Origin of the sequence: Prochlorococcus marinus XMU1405, assembly GCF_017696275.1 — a bacterium.
Taxonomy (GTDB): Bacteria; Cyanobacteriota; Cyanobacteriia; order PCC-6307; family Cyanobiaceae; genus Prochlorococcus_A; species Prochlorococcus_A marinus_AB.
The window spans coordinates 106,614-122,579 of the sequence record NZ_JAAORF010000002.1 but is presented as its reverse complement, the minus strand read 5'-3'; the positions used below and the strand labels follow the sequence as shown (position 1 = coordinate 122,579).

The 15,966-nt window shown below is 29.2% G+C and carries 19 protein-coding genes; 17 read left to right on the top strand and 2 right to left on the bottom strand.

Annotated features, from left to right (window positions below):
- Positions 1–46 precede the first annotated feature (46 nt).
- From nth to HA148_RS04150, 3 genes are read left to right on the top strand one after another with little or no spacing between them, the layout of a single operon-like run.
- A complete protein-coding gene (gene nth, locus HA148_RS04160) occupies positions 47–700 on the top strand; it encodes an endonuclease III (RefSeq protein ID WP_209130461.1) in 654 nt (217 codons plus the stop codon).
- A gap of 35 nt (positions 701–735) precedes the next feature.
- Positions 736–1,395 carry an SDR family oxidoreductase gene (locus tag HA148_RS04155; RefSeq protein ID WP_209130460.1) on the top strand — a complete coding sequence of 220 codons (660 nt, stop codon included), beginning with the start codon at positions 736–738 and terminating at the stop codon, positions 1,393–1,395.
- Positions 1,396–1,421: 26 nt separating this feature from the next.
- Positions 1,422–1,610 carry a hypothetical protein gene (locus tag HA148_RS04150; RefSeq protein WP_002805798.1) on the top strand — a complete coding sequence of 63 codons (189 nt, stop codon included), beginning with the start codon at positions 1,422–1,424 and terminating at the stop codon, positions 1,608–1,610.
- Positions 1,611–1,619: 9 nt separating this feature from the next.
- Here HA148_RS04150 and HA148_RS04145 read toward each other — a convergent pair whose 3' ends face one another.
- A complete protein-coding gene (locus HA148_RS04145; protein ID WP_209130459.1) occupies positions 1,620–2,231 on the bottom strand; it encodes a PCC domain-containing protein in 612 nt (203 codons plus the stop codon).
- Between the two features lie 184 nt (positions 2,232–2,415).
- On the opposite strand from HA148_RS04145, the gene pgsA reads away from it, so the two are divergent.
- The gene (gene pgsA / locus HA148_RS04140; RefSeq protein ID WP_209131059.1) at positions 2,416–2,955 is read left to right on the top strand and encodes a CDP-diacylglycerol--glycerol-3-phosphate 3-phosphatidyltransferase; all 540 of its coding nucleotides are present in this window, start codon (positions 2,416–2,418) and stop codon (positions 2,953–2,955) included.
- On the opposite strand, the gene HA148_RS04135 is transcribed toward pgsA, so the two are convergent.
- Positions 2,929–3,849: an NAD-dependent epimerase/dehydratase family protein gene (locus tag HA148_RS04135; RefSeq protein WP_209130458.1), complete on the bottom strand. Its 921-nt coding sequence runs from the start codon at positions 3,847–3,849 to the stop codon at positions 2,929–2,931. The two genes, pgsA and HA148_RS04135, sit on opposite strands and share 27 nt — an antisense overlap.
- Positions 3,850–3,941: 92 nt before the next feature.
- Here HA148_RS04135 and hisA point away from each other — a divergent pair, with 92 nt between their 5' ends.
- The 13 genes from hisA to accD all read left to right on the top strand — a co-directional run bounded on the left by hisA (position 3,942) and on the right by accD (position 15,966).
- Positions 3,942–4,709: a 1-(5-phosphoribosyl)-5-[(5-phosphoribosylamino)methylideneamino]imidazole-4-carboxamide isomerase gene (gene hisA / locus HA148_RS04130; protein WP_209130457.1), complete on the top strand. Its 768-nt coding sequence runs from the start codon at positions 3,942–3,944 to the stop codon at positions 4,707–4,709.
- A 79-nt stretch (positions 4,710–4,788) separates the two neighbouring features.
- Positions 4,789–6,405 (top strand): DUF3685 domain-containing protein, encoded by a 1,617-nt coding sequence (locus HA148_RS04125; protein WP_209130456.1) that lies wholly within the window; start codon positions 4,789–4,791, stop codon positions 6,403–6,405.
- Between the two features lie 14 nt (positions 6,406–6,419).
- Positions 6,420–6,968, top strand: coding sequence for a thylakoid membrane photosystem I accumulation factor (locus HA148_RS04120; RefSeq protein WP_209130455.1), 549 nt, complete (start codon positions 6,420–6,422; stop codon positions 6,966–6,968).
- A 9-nt stretch (positions 6,969–6,977) separates the two neighbouring features.
- On the top strand, positions 6,978–8,144 hold the full coding sequence (locus HA148_RS04115) for a hypothetical protein (RefSeq protein ID WP_209130453.1): 1,167 nt from the start codon (positions 6,978–6,980) through the stop codon (positions 8,142–8,144).
- Positions 8,145–9,200 carry a hypothetical protein gene (locus tag HA148_RS04110; protein ID WP_209130451.1) on the top strand — a complete coding sequence of 352 codons (1,056 nt, stop codon included), beginning with the start codon at positions 8,145–8,147 and terminating at the stop codon, positions 9,198–9,200.
- On the top strand, positions 9,197–9,658 hold the full coding sequence (gene ruvX, locus HA148_RS04105) for a Holliday junction resolvase RuvX (protein WP_209130449.1): 462 nt from the start codon (positions 9,197–9,199) through the stop codon (positions 9,656–9,658). Before HA148_RS04110 ends, ruvX begins: the two co-directional genes overlap by 4 nt.
- A gap of 26 nt (positions 9,659–9,684) precedes the next feature.
- The gene (locus HA148_RS04100; RefSeq protein ID WP_209130447.1) at positions 9,685–10,215 is read left to right on the top strand and encodes a DUF3727 domain-containing protein; all 531 of its coding nucleotides are present in this window, start codon (positions 9,685–9,687) and stop codon (positions 10,213–10,215) included.
- Positions 10,216–10,227: 12 nt separating this feature from the next.
- Entirely contained in the window at positions 10,228–10,722 is a 495-nt protein-coding gene (locus HA148_RS04095) for a YqeG family HAD IIIA-type phosphatase (protein ID WP_209130445.1), read from the top strand.
- On the top strand, positions 10,719–11,801 hold the full coding sequence (proB, locus tag HA148_RS04090) for a glutamate 5-kinase (protein ID WP_209130443.1): 1,083 nt from the start codon (positions 10,719–10,721) through the stop codon (positions 11,799–11,801). The genes HA148_RS04095 and proB overlap by 4 nt, the downstream gene beginning before the upstream one ends.
- A 20-nt stretch (positions 11,802–11,821) precedes the next feature.
- Positions 11,822–12,856 carry a UDP-3-O-(3-hydroxymyristoyl)glucosamine N-acyltransferase gene (lpxD, locus tag HA148_RS04085; protein ID WP_209130441.1) on the top strand — a complete coding sequence of 345 codons (1,035 nt, stop codon included), beginning with the start codon at positions 11,822–11,824 and terminating at the stop codon, positions 12,854–12,856.
- 29 nt (positions 12,857–12,885) lie between these two features.
- Positions 12,886–13,959 carry a 3-isopropylmalate dehydrogenase gene (gene leuB / locus HA148_RS04080; protein ID WP_209130439.1) on the top strand — a complete coding sequence of 358 codons (1,074 nt, stop codon included), beginning with the start codon at positions 12,886–12,888 and terminating at the stop codon, positions 13,957–13,959.
- An 89-nt stretch (positions 13,960–14,048) separates the two neighbouring features.
- Complete coding sequence (locus HA148_RS04075) at positions 14,049–14,945, top strand: phosphoribulokinase (RefSeq protein WP_011818291.1); 897 nt, start codon at positions 14,049–14,051, stop codon at positions 14,943–14,945.
- Positions 14,946–15,084: 139 nt separating this feature from the next.
- Positions 15,085–15,966 carry an acetyl-CoA carboxylase, carboxyltransferase subunit beta gene (gene accD / locus HA148_RS04070; protein ID WP_209130437.1) on the top strand — a complete coding sequence of 294 codons (882 nt, stop codon included), beginning with the start codon at positions 15,085–15,087 and terminating at the stop codon, positions 15,964–15,966.

Here is a 15,966-nt window from a genome sequence, read left to right as displayed (position 1 = left end):
AAATATCTCTTGTATAATTTTATACATCAATCAATTTTCAAATTTAATGAGAAAGTCTGAAAGAGCAGAAATAATAAGCAAGGAACTCAAAAAGCTATATCCATCGCCTCCAATACCCCTTGATCATACAAATGCATATACACTTCTAGTCGCCGTAGTTTTAAGTGCTCAATCAACAGATAAAAAAGTTAATGAATTAACAAAAAGGTTATTTAAGGTTGCAGATAATCCAGAAAAGATGATGCAGCTAGGTATTAATGGGATTTACGAATACATAAAATTTTTAGGTCTATCTAATCAAAAATCAAAGAACATCTACAACTTATCTAAACTATTGATTGAGAAGCATAATGGTACGGTCCCAGATTCTTTTGAGAAGCTTGAATCTCTGCCAGGGGTAGGTCATAAAACAGCATCAGTTGTAATGTCTCAAGTATTTAAAATACCCTCATTCCCAGTCGATACTCACATACACAGGTTGTCACAAAGATGGGGTCTATCAAATGGAGATAGCGTAGTTCAAACAGAAAAAGACCTAAAAAAAATATTTCCTATTAATGATTGGAATACCTTACATTTGCAAATAATCTTTTATGGCAGAGAGTACTGTACAGCAAGAGGCTGTGATGGAACAAAATGTTATTTGTGTCGGACTCTTTATCCCAAAAGAAAAAAGAAATTTATATGTAAAAAGCCTTAAGAAATTTATATAATAATTTAGTTAGTTTTTTAATCATGAAAATAGCAATTACAGGTGCATCTGGGAAAACAGGTTATAGGATTTCTGAAGAGGCAATTAAAAAAGGGTATAAAGTTAGGCAAATTATTAGAAAGAATTCAAAAGTTTCAGAAGGATTAGAGAGTTTGGAAACAATTAGAGTTTCATTAGACAATAAAAAAGAACTTGATAAAGCATTAAAAGATATTGATGCTTTGATAATTGCTACTGGTGCGCGAGCATCAATAGATTTAACCGGTCCTGCAAAGGTTGATGCATTAGGTGTATATAGGCAATTGGAGAGTTGCAAAAGAGTTGGCATTAAGAGAGTTATTTTGGTAAGTTCTCTTTGTACTGGAAAGTTATTTCACCCATTAAACTTGTTTGGTTTAATTCTTATTTGGAAGAAATTAGGTGAAAACTTTCTACGAAATTCAAATTTCGAATGGACTATTATTAGACCTGGAGGATTAAAAGAAATTGAAGATATTAAATCAGAAAATATAAATTATTCAAAGGAGGATACTCAAATTAATGGATCAATCCCAAGAAGATTAGTTGCGAAATGTTGTATGGATTCTTTAAAAAACAAAGAATCCATAAATAAATTAATAGAAGTTACAAGTTCGAATGATAATAAAAAGATTTCTTTTAAAAAAGCTATGCAAATGATTTAAAAGATGTAAATATATAAATTAAAACTATGAAAATAAATCCCAAAATTGACGCATTACAATTAATGCTTACTGATTTAAGAACTAGAAATGAGCCAATAAGACATAAAGCTGCATTTAAAGGCTGTCAGCCAGAATTTCAAAGTCTTGTATCAAGATTAATAAAGCAGTTAGAGGACGAATTAGTTGCTGAAAAGCTTACAAATCGTGATAGTTAAAAATTTAGATTACTTAAATGAAATTAAGTTATCCAACTTTGCTTGTTCTGAAAGTTCATCATATCCTCCAAAAAATTTATTATCCAAAAATATTTGAGGGAAAGTATTATGGCTACTTTGAGCCATTAATTTTTGAAAGCTCTCATCATTGTCTATCAAAGTAACTTCATGAGGGATAGATAAAGAATTAAGCAACCTAATTGCTCTTTTTGACCAAGGACAATCCTTTAAAATATATGCTTTTACACGTGATTCATTAGCGATTAAATCATGATTTGAGATATTAATAATTTTCTGTTCAAAAGAAAGTAATAATATATCAGTACCTTTTTTTACAATACATCCCTCCTCAAGATGCCCGCCAAAGACATTGCATCCCTCATCTGCGAAACTCAAATGTAAATGCACATCTCCTTTATTAAAATGTCCGTTTAAAGAAACTATCTCTAGATTTCCTTCAAATTTATTTATCTCTTGATTACCTGGGCATTGAATACAAACTGTTCTAAGATTACCAACTACTCCAGAAACATACCCGTATAAATTATTCGATAAAGAATATTCTTTAATTGAATTTATCAAATCAGATCCTGGAGATAGCTTTAGGCTATGAGACTGCATTAGAGGTAAGGAATAATTTTGTAATATAAAACATCATCATTCATAAAGAGAAGTTGAGTTTATAATCTTTAGGATTCAGATTTAAATTAAATTTTAGAATCTATCTTCAAAAAACATTTATAATTTTTACTAAAAATTTATGCTTGTTGAGAGTGTAATATATTTTTTATATACAAAAACTGATTTGTTATTAAGAAAAAATCTTAAAAATTTGGCATTTAATATTCCCAATTTATTATCGTTATCTCGCCTTTTGCTTGTATTTCCATTAATACTTTTTTTAGAAATTAACAGGCCTTTTTATGTCTTTATATTAATTATTATTGGAGGTTTAACTGATTATTTTGACGGTTTAATTGCAAGGAAATTCAATCTTAAAACCAGATTAGGAGCTATCCTTGATCCCTTAAGCGATAAAGTATTCTATTTAATTCCTTTGACCTTCCTTTGTAAAAATAATTTTATACCCTTCTGGTCTTTGTCATTAATTTTATTTAGAGAATTAATTATCTCTAGCCTAAGGAACTCTACAAAAGACGGTTTACCAGCATCAATTTTAGGAAAATATAAAACATTTTTCTTTTTTATTTCAGTAATTACCTTCTTTACACCATTAAAATTTAGCTTATTGAATAATTTGGCTTTAATTTTTTATTGGTTAGGATTCATTATGACTTTTGTGACTTTATTAGGCTATTTAAGAACTAAAAAGAATATCATCTGAATTTTCATCAAACTCCTCACTCTTTTTATTATTAAAATCATTCTCAAAACTATCTTTTAGACCATTAAGTAAATCAAAAGTTGGAGCCCACTCTAAATCACGTTTTATCTTAGAGATATTTGTCTGATAATGATTTAATCTAATTGGAAATCCCTTTCGAGACTTAGGATCTAATTTTTGATAATCAAATGATCTTAAAGAAATCTCATTTTGGTTTAATCCAAGAACCTTCGCACAGAAATAAATTAAACCCTTGATTGTTATTCCTTTTTCACCTGAACAGTTGTAAATATTATTTGTGGAATTTTCAAAATTTATGCACCTAATCATTACATCAGTTAGATCCGAAACATGGCCTAGCTGAGTAATTAAAGAACCGTCACCAGGGATTGGTATAGATTTTTTAGTAAATAACCTTTCAAAAAACCAATTTTCAATTTTATTATAATTTCCTGGTCCATAAATATATGTAGGTCTAAAACTTGTAAAAGGAATTTTTTGGTTTTTTAACCAATTTTCTGTCTCAAACTTTCCTTTGTGCCTACTTTCTGGATCAATTGGATCAACTTCTGATAAGGGTAGTTCACAATTATCTTTATAAACACCTGCAGAGCTGACATATATATATCTCTGGAAAGAGTTATCTAAATTTTCTATAAGAAGTTTGGTTTGTTCTAACTCTCGTCCAGAAATATCATAAACAACATCATACCTTTCATTTCTTAGCTTGACGATATCTTCTGAATTATTTCTATCACCTTTAATTAAATTTGTTTTTTCAGGATTACTTTTATTACCTCTCGTGAAAATATCAATATCATAATTTTTACTTAATAACTTTCCAACCAAAGACTTGCCAACAAATCTAGTGCCACCCATTACAAGAATTTTCATATTCAAAAAATATTTAACTGAAGTAGTAATCTTAAATAGAATTACATATTGAATAGTACTACTAATAAGTAATTAATGAAAAGGATGATTCTATGGACCTAATTCCAGCAATTGATTTAATGAATGGTAAGTGTGTGAGGCTTTTTAAAGGCGACTTTAATAAAAGAAAAGACTTCACCAAAGAGCCTCATGAACAAGCTAAATTTTGGGAAAGCGAAGGGGCAAAATATATACATATAGTTGATTTGGATGCTGCAAAATCTGGATCCCCAACAAACGATGAATCAATAAAAAAGATTGCAAAAACAGTTAACATACCAATTCAAATAGGTGGGGGGATAAGGTCTCAAGAAAGGATAGAACAATTATTTTCTTATGGTATTGAGAAAGTTATCATGGGAACCTCTGCAATAGAAAATAAAGAGCTAGTTAAAGACTTATCAAATAAATTTCCTGGAAGGATAATTGTTGGTATAGATGCAAAAGATGGAAAAGTTAGTACAAGGGGTTGGCTTGAGCAATCTAATATTTTTGCCACAGATCTAGTAAAGGAGTTTTCTTCATTTAAAATTGCTAGTTTTATTGTTACAGATATAAATACAGATGGGACGTTAGAAGGGACAAATGAAGAATTCATAAAAAGCATACTTGAAATTACAGATATTCCAGTAATAGCCTCAGGAGGTGTTGGTTCAATTTCTGATTTATTATCGTTAGTAAAATTTGAAAACTCTGGACTCTTTGGAGTAATTGTAGGTAAAGCTCTTTATGAAAATAAATTCACAATCTACGAAGCGAATAATGTATTGTCATCAGAGAGATTAAATGACATTGATTTAAATAGAAATTACTACGCCTAAAAAAGTATAAAAATCGATTTAAGGCTGGTATTTGCAGTAATTGTTAGTTAATTTTGTATAAGAGATAAGAAATCTAGTCTTGGAATTAATTTCAAAAAAACCGATATTGATTATTGCTCCAAGCTTAATAGCAGAATCTTTATCGCTTAAATTAACATCACTAGACCAAAATTTAGACATTAATTTTAATAATGGAACAGGTGATAAAAATCCGGATTTAGTTATATGGAATGTTCTTAATTTCCAATCAGAAGATCTTATAAGTTTAGAATTATTAAAATTAAGAGAAAGATATAATGAGTCAAAGTTTCTTATAATTCTATCTGGCGAATTTGTTAATGAAGCAAATACCCTTCCATCGTTAAATTCTGAAGGTTTTCTTTTAAATCCCAGTGCAGAAAAAGTTCTTGAATCTATTGGTACCATTTTAAATGGAGGAAGGGTATTTGATATTGAAAATAATTCCCAAGTTAAATTTAACAAAAATAAACCTCTCTCTTTTAGTCAAAAAATTCTAACTTCAGGTCTTAAACAAATAGATTCTGAAATTAATTATATATTCAAATATGTCAACTCTGATTCAACACCAGAATTTTATAAATTCATTTTAAAAGGAAGATTAAGAGAACTTATTACTGCAAAATCTTTTCTAATTTTCTTATGGGGTAATTCACTAGAACTTTATACAGAGGCAGTTTACACTGAAAATAAAATTAATCTTGAAAATAAGAATACTGTATTCATTAAAGATAAAAACACTATAGAAATATGGAATTTAATTTTAGATAGACTAAAAGAAAGGTATAGCTCTACTAACTTACAGGTTGAATTTAATAATTCATCAATAATTCTATCTGGGATAAAGAAAGAATTCATTTCACGACTAATTTGCAAAATGTTAGATGAGTTAGATAATTTAGTTAAAAATATTAAGGAAAACTATAAGGAGAAAGATTTTAAAGATGATTTAAATTCTCTTATAAAAGAACTTAAAGTTAATACAATTTCAAACATCACAGACAGCTATTTTCGATTAAAAAAAGGAGGCGAATCTATATCAATAAATGATTTTATTTATAGTGAAGTAAGTTGCGAAGAGATAGATAGAGAGTCACATCAATCAATAATGTTTATTGAGCCAATTATTAAAAATGAAGCTCTTGACTATGATGGGAAATTACTCCCTCTATATGAAACAGAATCATTTTTGATCCTTGAAAATATAATTTCAAATTGGACAATAAGAAACTGTAATTTATTAGCTTCTGAAATCTTTAATATTTGTTCTTCTTGGCCTGAATTAAGGACTGTACTTATAAATCCCGAATTACAATCGACAAGAAATTTCGAAAGATTTAGAAATAATATTAATAACTACAATCGCTGGCATGACTATATTTATATGCCTATCTACTTGTATGAGAGTAAACGAGAATATATTGATATTATCGATAAGAAATTTACCCGATACTTCAAAAATGAAAATAGGGAGAAAGAATTAGAGAATCTAGAATGGCTACAAAAACAAGTTACATTGTTAGTTGAGATAAGAGATGCCGTAGCACCTCAGTTAGAAGTTGCTGTAAAATATATCGGTAATCTTTTCGTAACTTTCCTTACAAAAGTCGTTGGCAAAGCTATCGGTTTAGTTGGGAAAGGAATCCTTCAAGGATTAGGAAGATCAAGTTCAAAGTAAGTTTTTAAACTTTAATGAAAATAGTTCAATGGATCCTAATAGCATTAATTTTCTTAAGTCCATATAAAGCAAATGCCTCTAGAGATTCTGATAGTTACGATGGCAACATCTTTCCTATATATGCAGGTAATGGGGCTATAGTTCCTCCCCAGACGACTCTTCAGGAATCATTAAAAAATAAAAGAGTCGCAGTTTTATTTTTTTATCTTGACGACAGCTCAGATAGTAAAGCTATGGCTCCGATAATATCCGGTTTAGATTTGATATGGAGAAATAATATAGATATCATTGCTTTAACTACTGATGAATTACAGGATAAAGAAAAGTCTAATCTTAGAAATGAACCTAATTATTATTGGAACGGATTAATTCCACAAACCATTATTTTAAATAGTAATGGAGAAGTGCAATATGATAAAAATGGAATGATTAATATAGATGAATTAAACAAAGTTATAGGAGAACTAAAGGGAATTGATATAGAAGACACGTCATTTTCTGTAGAAAGTTTTAATGAATACAACAGTATCATTTCTGAAAAAAAAGATAAAAACAAAAATTAATTTAAAAAAATGATATTAATAAATATCTTCTTAGTTCTTTTAATTTTTTTAATTCTTTCAGATTTATATATTAAAAACTCACCCAAAACTAAGTTAAATCTGGTACCTATAAATTACAAAATCAAAAGAAAGGATGGTTTAAACGAATTAATTATTGATTTAAAAATAACTAATAGAAGTAAAACCAAAGAGACGATGGTATCTAATATAAATTTTGAATTAGATTTCTTTAAAAGTAAAGGTAACGAATATTGCCAAAATTTTAATTATCAAGAAGATATTTATATCTATGAAAATAATAAAATTAAGAATTTAAATAATTACTGGCCAACAACAATTATCAAGTCAAATTCAGAATTATTTGTAAGAATCATATATAAATTTAGCAATAATAATTTTAGAAAAAAAATAAAATATCTATGGTTAAAAATATATTGGGAGAACTATGGACATTTTGGTATTTCAAATAATAAGGATTGTTTCTTAATTAATTTAGATGGTCAAAAACAAACACCGATAGAAGTTTTTGAAATTCCTTTAAATAATAAATATAAAGCTTTTGCTATTAAAACTGATTTACTTGGTTGCTTTGATAACCCAGTAAATACTGTGATTGAATACTGTAAAGGGATTATAGAAAAAAATGATATTTTAACGATCGGAGAGAGTCCTCTAGCGATTATGCAAAATAGATATATTTCCCCTCAAAATTTAGAATATAGTCTATTTTCGAAAGCTTTATGTTATTTTTTTCACCCTACAAGCAGTCTCGCAACAGCTTGCGGCATGCAATTACTAATAAATAAAATTGGAGTCACAAGAATAACCTTAGCACTATTTGTTGGATTTCTCTTCAAATTAGTTGGTATTAACGGAATGTTTTACAGGTTAACTGGTTCGGAATCCTCCCTCATCGATGATATAAGTGGTACAGTTACACCTTACGATAAGAGTATAGTTATGGGTCCTCTCAATGCGGATTTATTTTGTAAGGAGGTCTCGAACTATCTAAATATAGATGTTGCTGTAGTCGATGTTAATGATCTTGGAGGGGTGAAAGTCTTAGCTAGTTCAAATAAAAAAGTAAATAAAATACTCAAAAGAAACTTAATATCTAATCCAGCTGGCAATGGAGATGAAAAAACTCCTATAGTATTAATAAGAGAAAAAAAGTAAATGAAAAAAGATACCTCTTATTCTTTTCAATCTAAAAAAGGAATGGAAGTAACTTTTGAAGAACTCCATATAAGGCACATTAACCTTTTAATAGATATTAAAAATAAAGAATTGAATAATTGGTTTTTAAAGATGGCTATTATAAATACCTTTGATGACTTTAAAATTTTTTTAAATAATCTTAAGAAAAATAAAAATAAATGCATAATTGCTATATATGGAAACAAAATTATTGGTTATTTGAATATTTTTCCTTTAAACAAAAAAGAGACTTGCTTAAAAATATCTAAGCCCAAGTTGATTAATAACAAGTGCTCTTTAACAGATAAACAACTAACTTTAGGATTGATAAAAAAATCTATCTCAATAAAAGAAATCAAAACTTCAAGTTGGATAATTAATTCAGATATAAATAATGTTGACCTCATATCAAACTCAAGAGAATTAGGCTTTCAACCTTTAGGAGAGATAATCCTTTGGGATGGTTCTGATTTAAATAAACCTACAAATCAAAATACCAATGCCTATAAATTAATTAATGAATTCCAAAACATTAATAAACAAAATATATTAAAAATAGTTAATTTCATAAGGTCAAATCAATCTCCCTTAATAAGAAATATTTTAGATTTTGATCAAGACGACATTCTTAAAAGAAATAATTCTAAGAGTGGTGCCTTAATATATGAAAATTCAGTTTTATGTACAATTTTAAAAGATATTAATTATCAAAATGAGGAAATTTATACTTTAACTATAAGTAGATATTGGGATAAGAGATTCAATTCTATTTTAAAAGAATTTATTAAAAGATTTTTTGAAAAATCACCTGTTTCATATTTAAAAACCTATAAAGAAAATTCTCAATTAAATGTTTTTCTCGAAGAGTGTAATATAAAAGAAAAAAATCAAGATATAATTCTTATTAGGAACACAATAATTAAGAATGAAGCCAAACAAGTAAATATAATAAATCAATCTTTGGAATCAATCATTGAAAAATTAAGTCCACAAGGTAATCCATATCCATCTCCTTTTCCATTAAAAACAAAGTGAAATTTTGCAAACCCAAACCCAAGTCAATTTTGAGTTTGGATATAGGTACCAAAAGAATAGGATTAGCTTATTGTGATCCCCTCTGTATAACATCAAATATACTTCCAGCAGTAAAACGATTTGAAAATAATCAAGAGATTAAAATCATTAGAAAGTATATAAATGAATTTAATTTGACTGGTTTTATTGTGGGTATTCCGCTAGATGAGGAAGGTCAAATGACCACTCAAGCTATTGACTGTAAAAATTACGGTCAATTACTTTCAAATGAATTAAAGCTTCCATTTTCTTATGTCAACGAACATAGTTCAACTTGGGAATCTTCAGAAAGATTTGGAATAAAAAAAGATAAATCCGGATTGATTGATAGTTTTTCAGCAAAAATAATACTTGAACAATGGATCGAAGAGGGTCCTGAATTAGAAGAAATAGCTGGTAAACTTCAGATAAAATATTAATATTAATAAGGATCGATAATTTTTAAATGAAAGAAGCCAATTCAAATGATAATTATGATGCACAGACTCTTTTATTAAATGACTCAAATGGAAACGAGTTATTTTGTTATCTTGAACAATTAGTAAGTGTTGAAGGCCAAGAATATGCTTTATTAACGCCAGTTGATACTCCAGTAACTCTTTTTAAGATAAATGAAAAAGATGAACCTGAATTAATTGAGAAAATAGATAAAAATGAACAAATACTAAAAAATGCTGAAGCAGTTCTTCAAGAACATGATTTAAGACTTATCAGATCAGCAGTAACATTAACCGTATCAGGTGAACTTGAAGAACCAATTTACGATGAATTAGAAGAAGATTACGTCGATGATGACAGTGAGAGTTATGAATTGCTTGTTAACTTTAATCTTTTTGATCAAGAATATGGTTTATATATACCCCTAGATCCTTTTTTTATTGTGGGTAAATTAAAAAACAAAGGTGCCTCATTAGTTGAAGATGATGAGTTCGATAGAATTCAACCTTTGATTGAAAGTGAGCTTGAAAAAAATTAGTTCTTAAAATCAATGAGATCTATCCTAAAAGTCAATTGGGATTCAAATTTACCAATATATAATATTTCTCAATCTGAATTGCAACAAAAAGGAATTAATTCTTTATTGCTAGATGTGGATGGGACTCTAGTAAATAGAAAATCTAATATGATCCCAAAAGCTGTAAAAAATTGGATCATAGAATCTAAAAAACTTTTCTCCTTATATCTAATAAGTAATAATCCATCAAAAAAAAGAATCGCAAAAATAGCGAAAGAATTAAATTTAAGGTATAAATACAATGCATCAAAACCAAGAAAAAAAGTAACTTTGTCTGCTATCAAAGAAATTGGCAGAGAGCCAAAAAATATAGCCATTATTGGCGACAGAATTTTTACAGATATTATTGTTGGGAATAGATGTGATATAAAAACCATATTAGTTAAGCGATTAAATAGAGATGGCTTGCCTATAAAATTTAATTTAACTTTGAAAATAGAAAAATTAATTTCTAATTTTATAAAATGAAAACTTGGGTTATAAAAATTGGTACTAGTATTTTAAGAGGAACAGAGGAAACATCTACAGAAGAAGTTATTGAAAACCTTTCTAGATCCTTTACAAGTTTTCTTTCAAAAGGAAACAAATTAATTTTAGTAACTAGTGGAGCTGTTGGATTAGGTTGCCAAAAATTAAATATCAAAACAAGACCAAATGATTTAAGTACTCTTCAAGCTACTGCTGCAGTAGGTCAAGTTAATTTAATGTCCTTATACGATAAAGTATTTAATAAATTAGGTCATAATATTGCTCAAATTTTAATAACTAAAGCTGATTTCAATTCACGAGAATCATTTAATAACGCTTCTAAAACTTTAAAAAAATTAATCGATTTAAATGTTATTCCAATAGTAAATGAAAATGATACCGTAGCAAATGAAGAGCTTAAATATGGAGATAATGATACCCTCTCTGCTTTAGTTGCCTTGGCTATAAATGCTAACAAGCTTATTTTATTAACCGATATTGAAAATCTATACTCACAAGATCCACGTAATAATAAAGATGCGCAACCTATTAAAGAAGTTCATAATAGTGAATTAAAGGAAATTAAAGATAAAAATATTCAAAACTCAAATAATAAATGGGGAACAGGAGGAATTTCTACAAAATTAATTTCTGCAGAAATAGCAACAAAAGGAGGAGTCGAAGTCCAACTAGTTGATGGAACTAATAAAAAAAACTTAATTGAAATTTTTAATGATAATAAAATTGGAACTTTATTTTATCCAGTAGAAAAACCTATAGGAAACAAAAAAAGTTGGCTTTCACATGCAATTCAAACGGTAGGTAAAATTACTTTAGATGATGGCGCTTCTTTTGCAATTAAAAAAAAAGGTGCCTCACTTTTAGCGGTTGGTGTTAAGCATGTAGAAGGAAACTTTACGATTAATCAGGCAGTTAAAATCGTAAATATAAATGATAAGGAGGTTGCAAAAGGTTTAGTATCAATAAGTAGTGACAAATTAAGAAGTATCTTAAATAATAAAGAAAATAACAACTCCTCGATAATTGTCGTACACAGAGATGTTCTTGCTCTCTCTTAGAAAAAAATTAAAACTGAAAAATGCTTTTAAGTGATTTAGTTGATCTAATAAAAAAAGGAAATTCAAATTTTATTAGTGCCAATATTTTTGAAGATTTATATATAGATGATGCTGCCTCATTAGATGCTGCAGTTAAAAATCAAATATCTTTTTTAGAAGAAAATAATATCCTTAAAGAAAAATTAGATGAAACTAAAGCATCAGCAATAATAACTACTAATAACGATGAAATCGTTAGTGTCCTAAATAAACTCAATATATCAAACATAATCGTTAAAAACCCAAGAATTGCATTTGCAGAAGTATTGGATTGTTTATATAAAACTATCAATTTCAAACCAGGAATTCACGCTTCAGCGGTTATAGATAAAACAGCAATAATTGGAGCAGATTGCCATATTGGACCTAATGTATATATTGGAGAAAATACTGTAATTGGTGACAATAATCATATTCTTTCTGGAGCATCAATTTTAGGCAATGTTCGAATAGGAAATAATAATATAATTCATCCAAATTGTGTTATTTACGAAAATACCACTCTAAAAAATAATTGTGTAATTAATTCAAATTCTGTTATTGGATCAGAGGGATTTGGTTTTATTCCTAAAAATGGCAAATGGGTAAAGATGCCTCAAAAAGGTGGTGTAAAAATAATGAGTTTTGTAGAAATTGGAACGAATTGTTGTATTGATAGGCCCTCAGTTGGATTTACTTTTATTGATGAGGGAACAAAATTGGATAATTTAATACAAATAGGTCATGGAGTTAAAATTGGAAAAAATTGTGCATTTGCAGCTCAAGTCGGTATAGCTGGAGGAGCAAATATTGGAGATGGTGTAATTTTAGCAGGGCAAGTAGGAGTCAATAATAGAGTAAAAGTTGGGAATAATGTCATTGCGAGTTCAAAATGCGGAATCCATTGTGATATAGAAGATGGCAGGATAATTAGTGGTTTCCCCGCGATGGAAAATAAATCATGGCTAAGGAGTTCAAGTATTTTTAAAAAATTACCAGAATTAGCAAAAAAACTTAGACAATTAGACAAGCAATAATTTATTGTTTTTAATAAATAAAAATTCAAATGAAGAAATATAAGATAGTTTTATTGTCAGGGGACGGAATTGGACCAGAGATTTCAGAAGTTTCAAAAAAAGTTTTAAAAAGGCTTTCAAAAAATAATAATTTCGATATTGAGATTATTGAAGAATTATTTGGAGGGATAGCTTATGAAAAATATGGGAATCCTGCTCCAGATAAGACACTTGATCAATGCAAAAAAAGTGATGCTGTACTTTTAGCATGTGTAGGAGATATTAAATATGACTCTCTTGCAAGAGAATTAAGGCCAGAAAGTGGATTACTAAAGTTAAGATCTGCACTAAACCTTTTCGCAAATATCAGGCCTGTCAAAATAAGAAAATCTCTATTAGATGCAAGTACATTAAAAAAAGAAATCGTTGAGCATGTAGATCTAATTGTTGTAAGAGAATTAATAGGGGGAATATATTTTGGGAAACCAAGAGGACACATAACAAATACAAAAATCCCAAAAGCTTTCAATACGATGGTTTATGATTCGGCTGAAATAGAGAGAATAACAGAAATAGCAATAAAAATTGCTAACCAAAGAAATAAAAAAATATGTTCTGTTGATAAATCAAACGTTCTTGAGGTTAGCCAATTGTGGAGAGATACAGTTTTAAATATCACCTCAAAAGATAAAAATATATCTCTAAGCAATATGTACGTTGATAATGCAGCAATGCAATTAGTTAGAGATCCTGGTCAATTTGATGTAATTTTAACAAGTAATTTATTTGGAGATATTTTAAGTGACTTAGCCGCAATGTTAACTGGTTCTATTGGTATGCTTCCTTCTGCTTCTCTAAACAATGATGGTCCAGGAGTTTTTGAACCGGTTCATGGTTCGGCTCCTGATATAGCTGGTAAAAACATAGCGAATCCTATTGCAATGCTTTTATCTGCTTCCATGATGTTAAAAATTGGGTTAAATGAAGAAGAGGCTGCAGAAAATTTAGAAACTGCCATTGATAAAGTTTTATCAAAAGGATTTAGAACAGCCGATTTAGCAGATGGGTCTTCCGAAGTATTATCTTGCAGTGAAATCGGAGATAAAATAATGGATGAAATTTAAAAAAAAATTAATAAATAAAAAAATATTTTTAAGTAAAACATAAAGTTGGCATATGACCTGTCAGAATCATTAGATATTGTTTTTAAAAAATGTCAAAACGTCATCCAGTAGTCGCTGTAACAGGATCATCAGGAGCAGGAACAAGTACAGTAAAAAGAGCCTTTGAGCATATTTTTGCCAGAGAAGATATAGTTCCCGCAGTTGTAGAAGGTGATAGTTACCACAGATTTGAAAGAATGCCTATGAAAAAAGCGATGGCAGAGGCTCTTTCAAAAGGTGAAAATTTCTCTCATTTTGGTCCAGAGGCTAATCTTTTTGACAAGTTAGAAGAACTTTTTAAAATCTATGGTGAAACTGGAGGAGGAAAAAAAAGATATTATCTACATAGTCTTGAAGAAGCAGAAGAACATAATACAAGACTTGGTACATCCCTAGAACCTGGGCAATTTACTCCATGGGAAGATATTCCTGAGGGGACAGACGTACTTTTTTATGAAGGTTTGCATGGCGGGGTAGAAGGTGATGGATACAATGTGGCATCCTATGCTGATTTACTTGTTGGCGTTGTTCCGATAACAAATTTAGAGTGGATTCAAAAAATCCATAGAGATAACGCAGAAAGAGGTTACTCAGCGGAAACCATTGTGGATACGATATTGAGAAGAATGCCTGATTATATAAATCACATCTGCCCACAATTCAGCAAAACCGATATTAATTTCCAGAGAATTCCCACAATTGACACTTCAAATCCTTTTATATGCAGAAATATCCCAACTCCCGATGAGAGCTTTGTGATCATACATTTCAGAAAAGGGGCAAGAGAGAAATGGGGTATTGATTTTCAATACTTGCTTGGAATGATTAATGATTCATTCATGTCAAGTCCAACAAGTATCGTTGTAAATGGTGGGAAAATGGGTTTCGCAATGGAACTAATTCTTACTCCAATAATTCATAAAATGATTGAGGAGAAAAATAAATAATAATTAATTTCGATTATGAACTCAAATAATTAAATTTTTAACTTTGAGGAGTTTCTAATTTAGAAAATCTCAAATATTTATATATCTTTCTTGATAAAAGTACCTTACTTAGATTTAAATAGAAAAAACAGGTAACGTTGTGTCATTAATCGACTGGTTTGCCGCAAGGCGTAAAGATCAATTTGTTGGGAAAGTTTCCCAAGATACTGACGAAGGAGATGGTTTGTGGGTTAAATGTTCAGAGTGTTCGCAAGTAGCCTATAGAAAAGACCTAATTTCAAATTTCAATGTTTGTAGTAATTGTGGTCACCATAATAGAATTAATAGTGATGAAAGGATAAATATAATTGCTGATAAAAATTCATTCAAAGAATTTGATATTTCACTAAGTCCTACAGATCCTTTAGGTTTTAAAGATAGAAGGTCATACGCTGATCGAATTAAAGAAAGTCAAGCTGGTACAGGTTTAAGAGATGGAGTCGTAACAGGTATCTGTTCTGTAAATTCAATGCCTTTAGCATTAGCTGTTATGGATTTTAGATTTATGGGAGGATCCATGGGTTCAGTAGTTGGCGAAAAAATTACAAGGATAATTGAGAGAGCAACTTTAGAAAATTTTCCAATACTTATTGTTTGCGCATCAGGAGGAGCAAGGATGCAAGAAGGTATGTTAAGTCTCATGCAAATGGCAAAAATATCTGGAGCACTAAAAAAACATAAAGAAAAAAATCTTCTTTATATGCCCTTGTTAACTCATCCAACCACTGGAGGGGTAACAGCCAGCTTTGCAATGTTGGGTGATTTAATTTTGGCGGAACCTAAAGCTCTTATTGGTTTTGCTGGAAGAAGGGTTATAGAACAAACATTAAGAGAAAAATTACCCGATAATTTTCAAACAGCTGAATATCTTCTTGAGCATGGTTTTGTTGATGTAATAGTTAAAAGGAAAGATCTCAAGGATACTCTGACTAAAATTTTAAAAATTCATGGTGTAAAAGAACTTGTAAAAGCAAATATATAA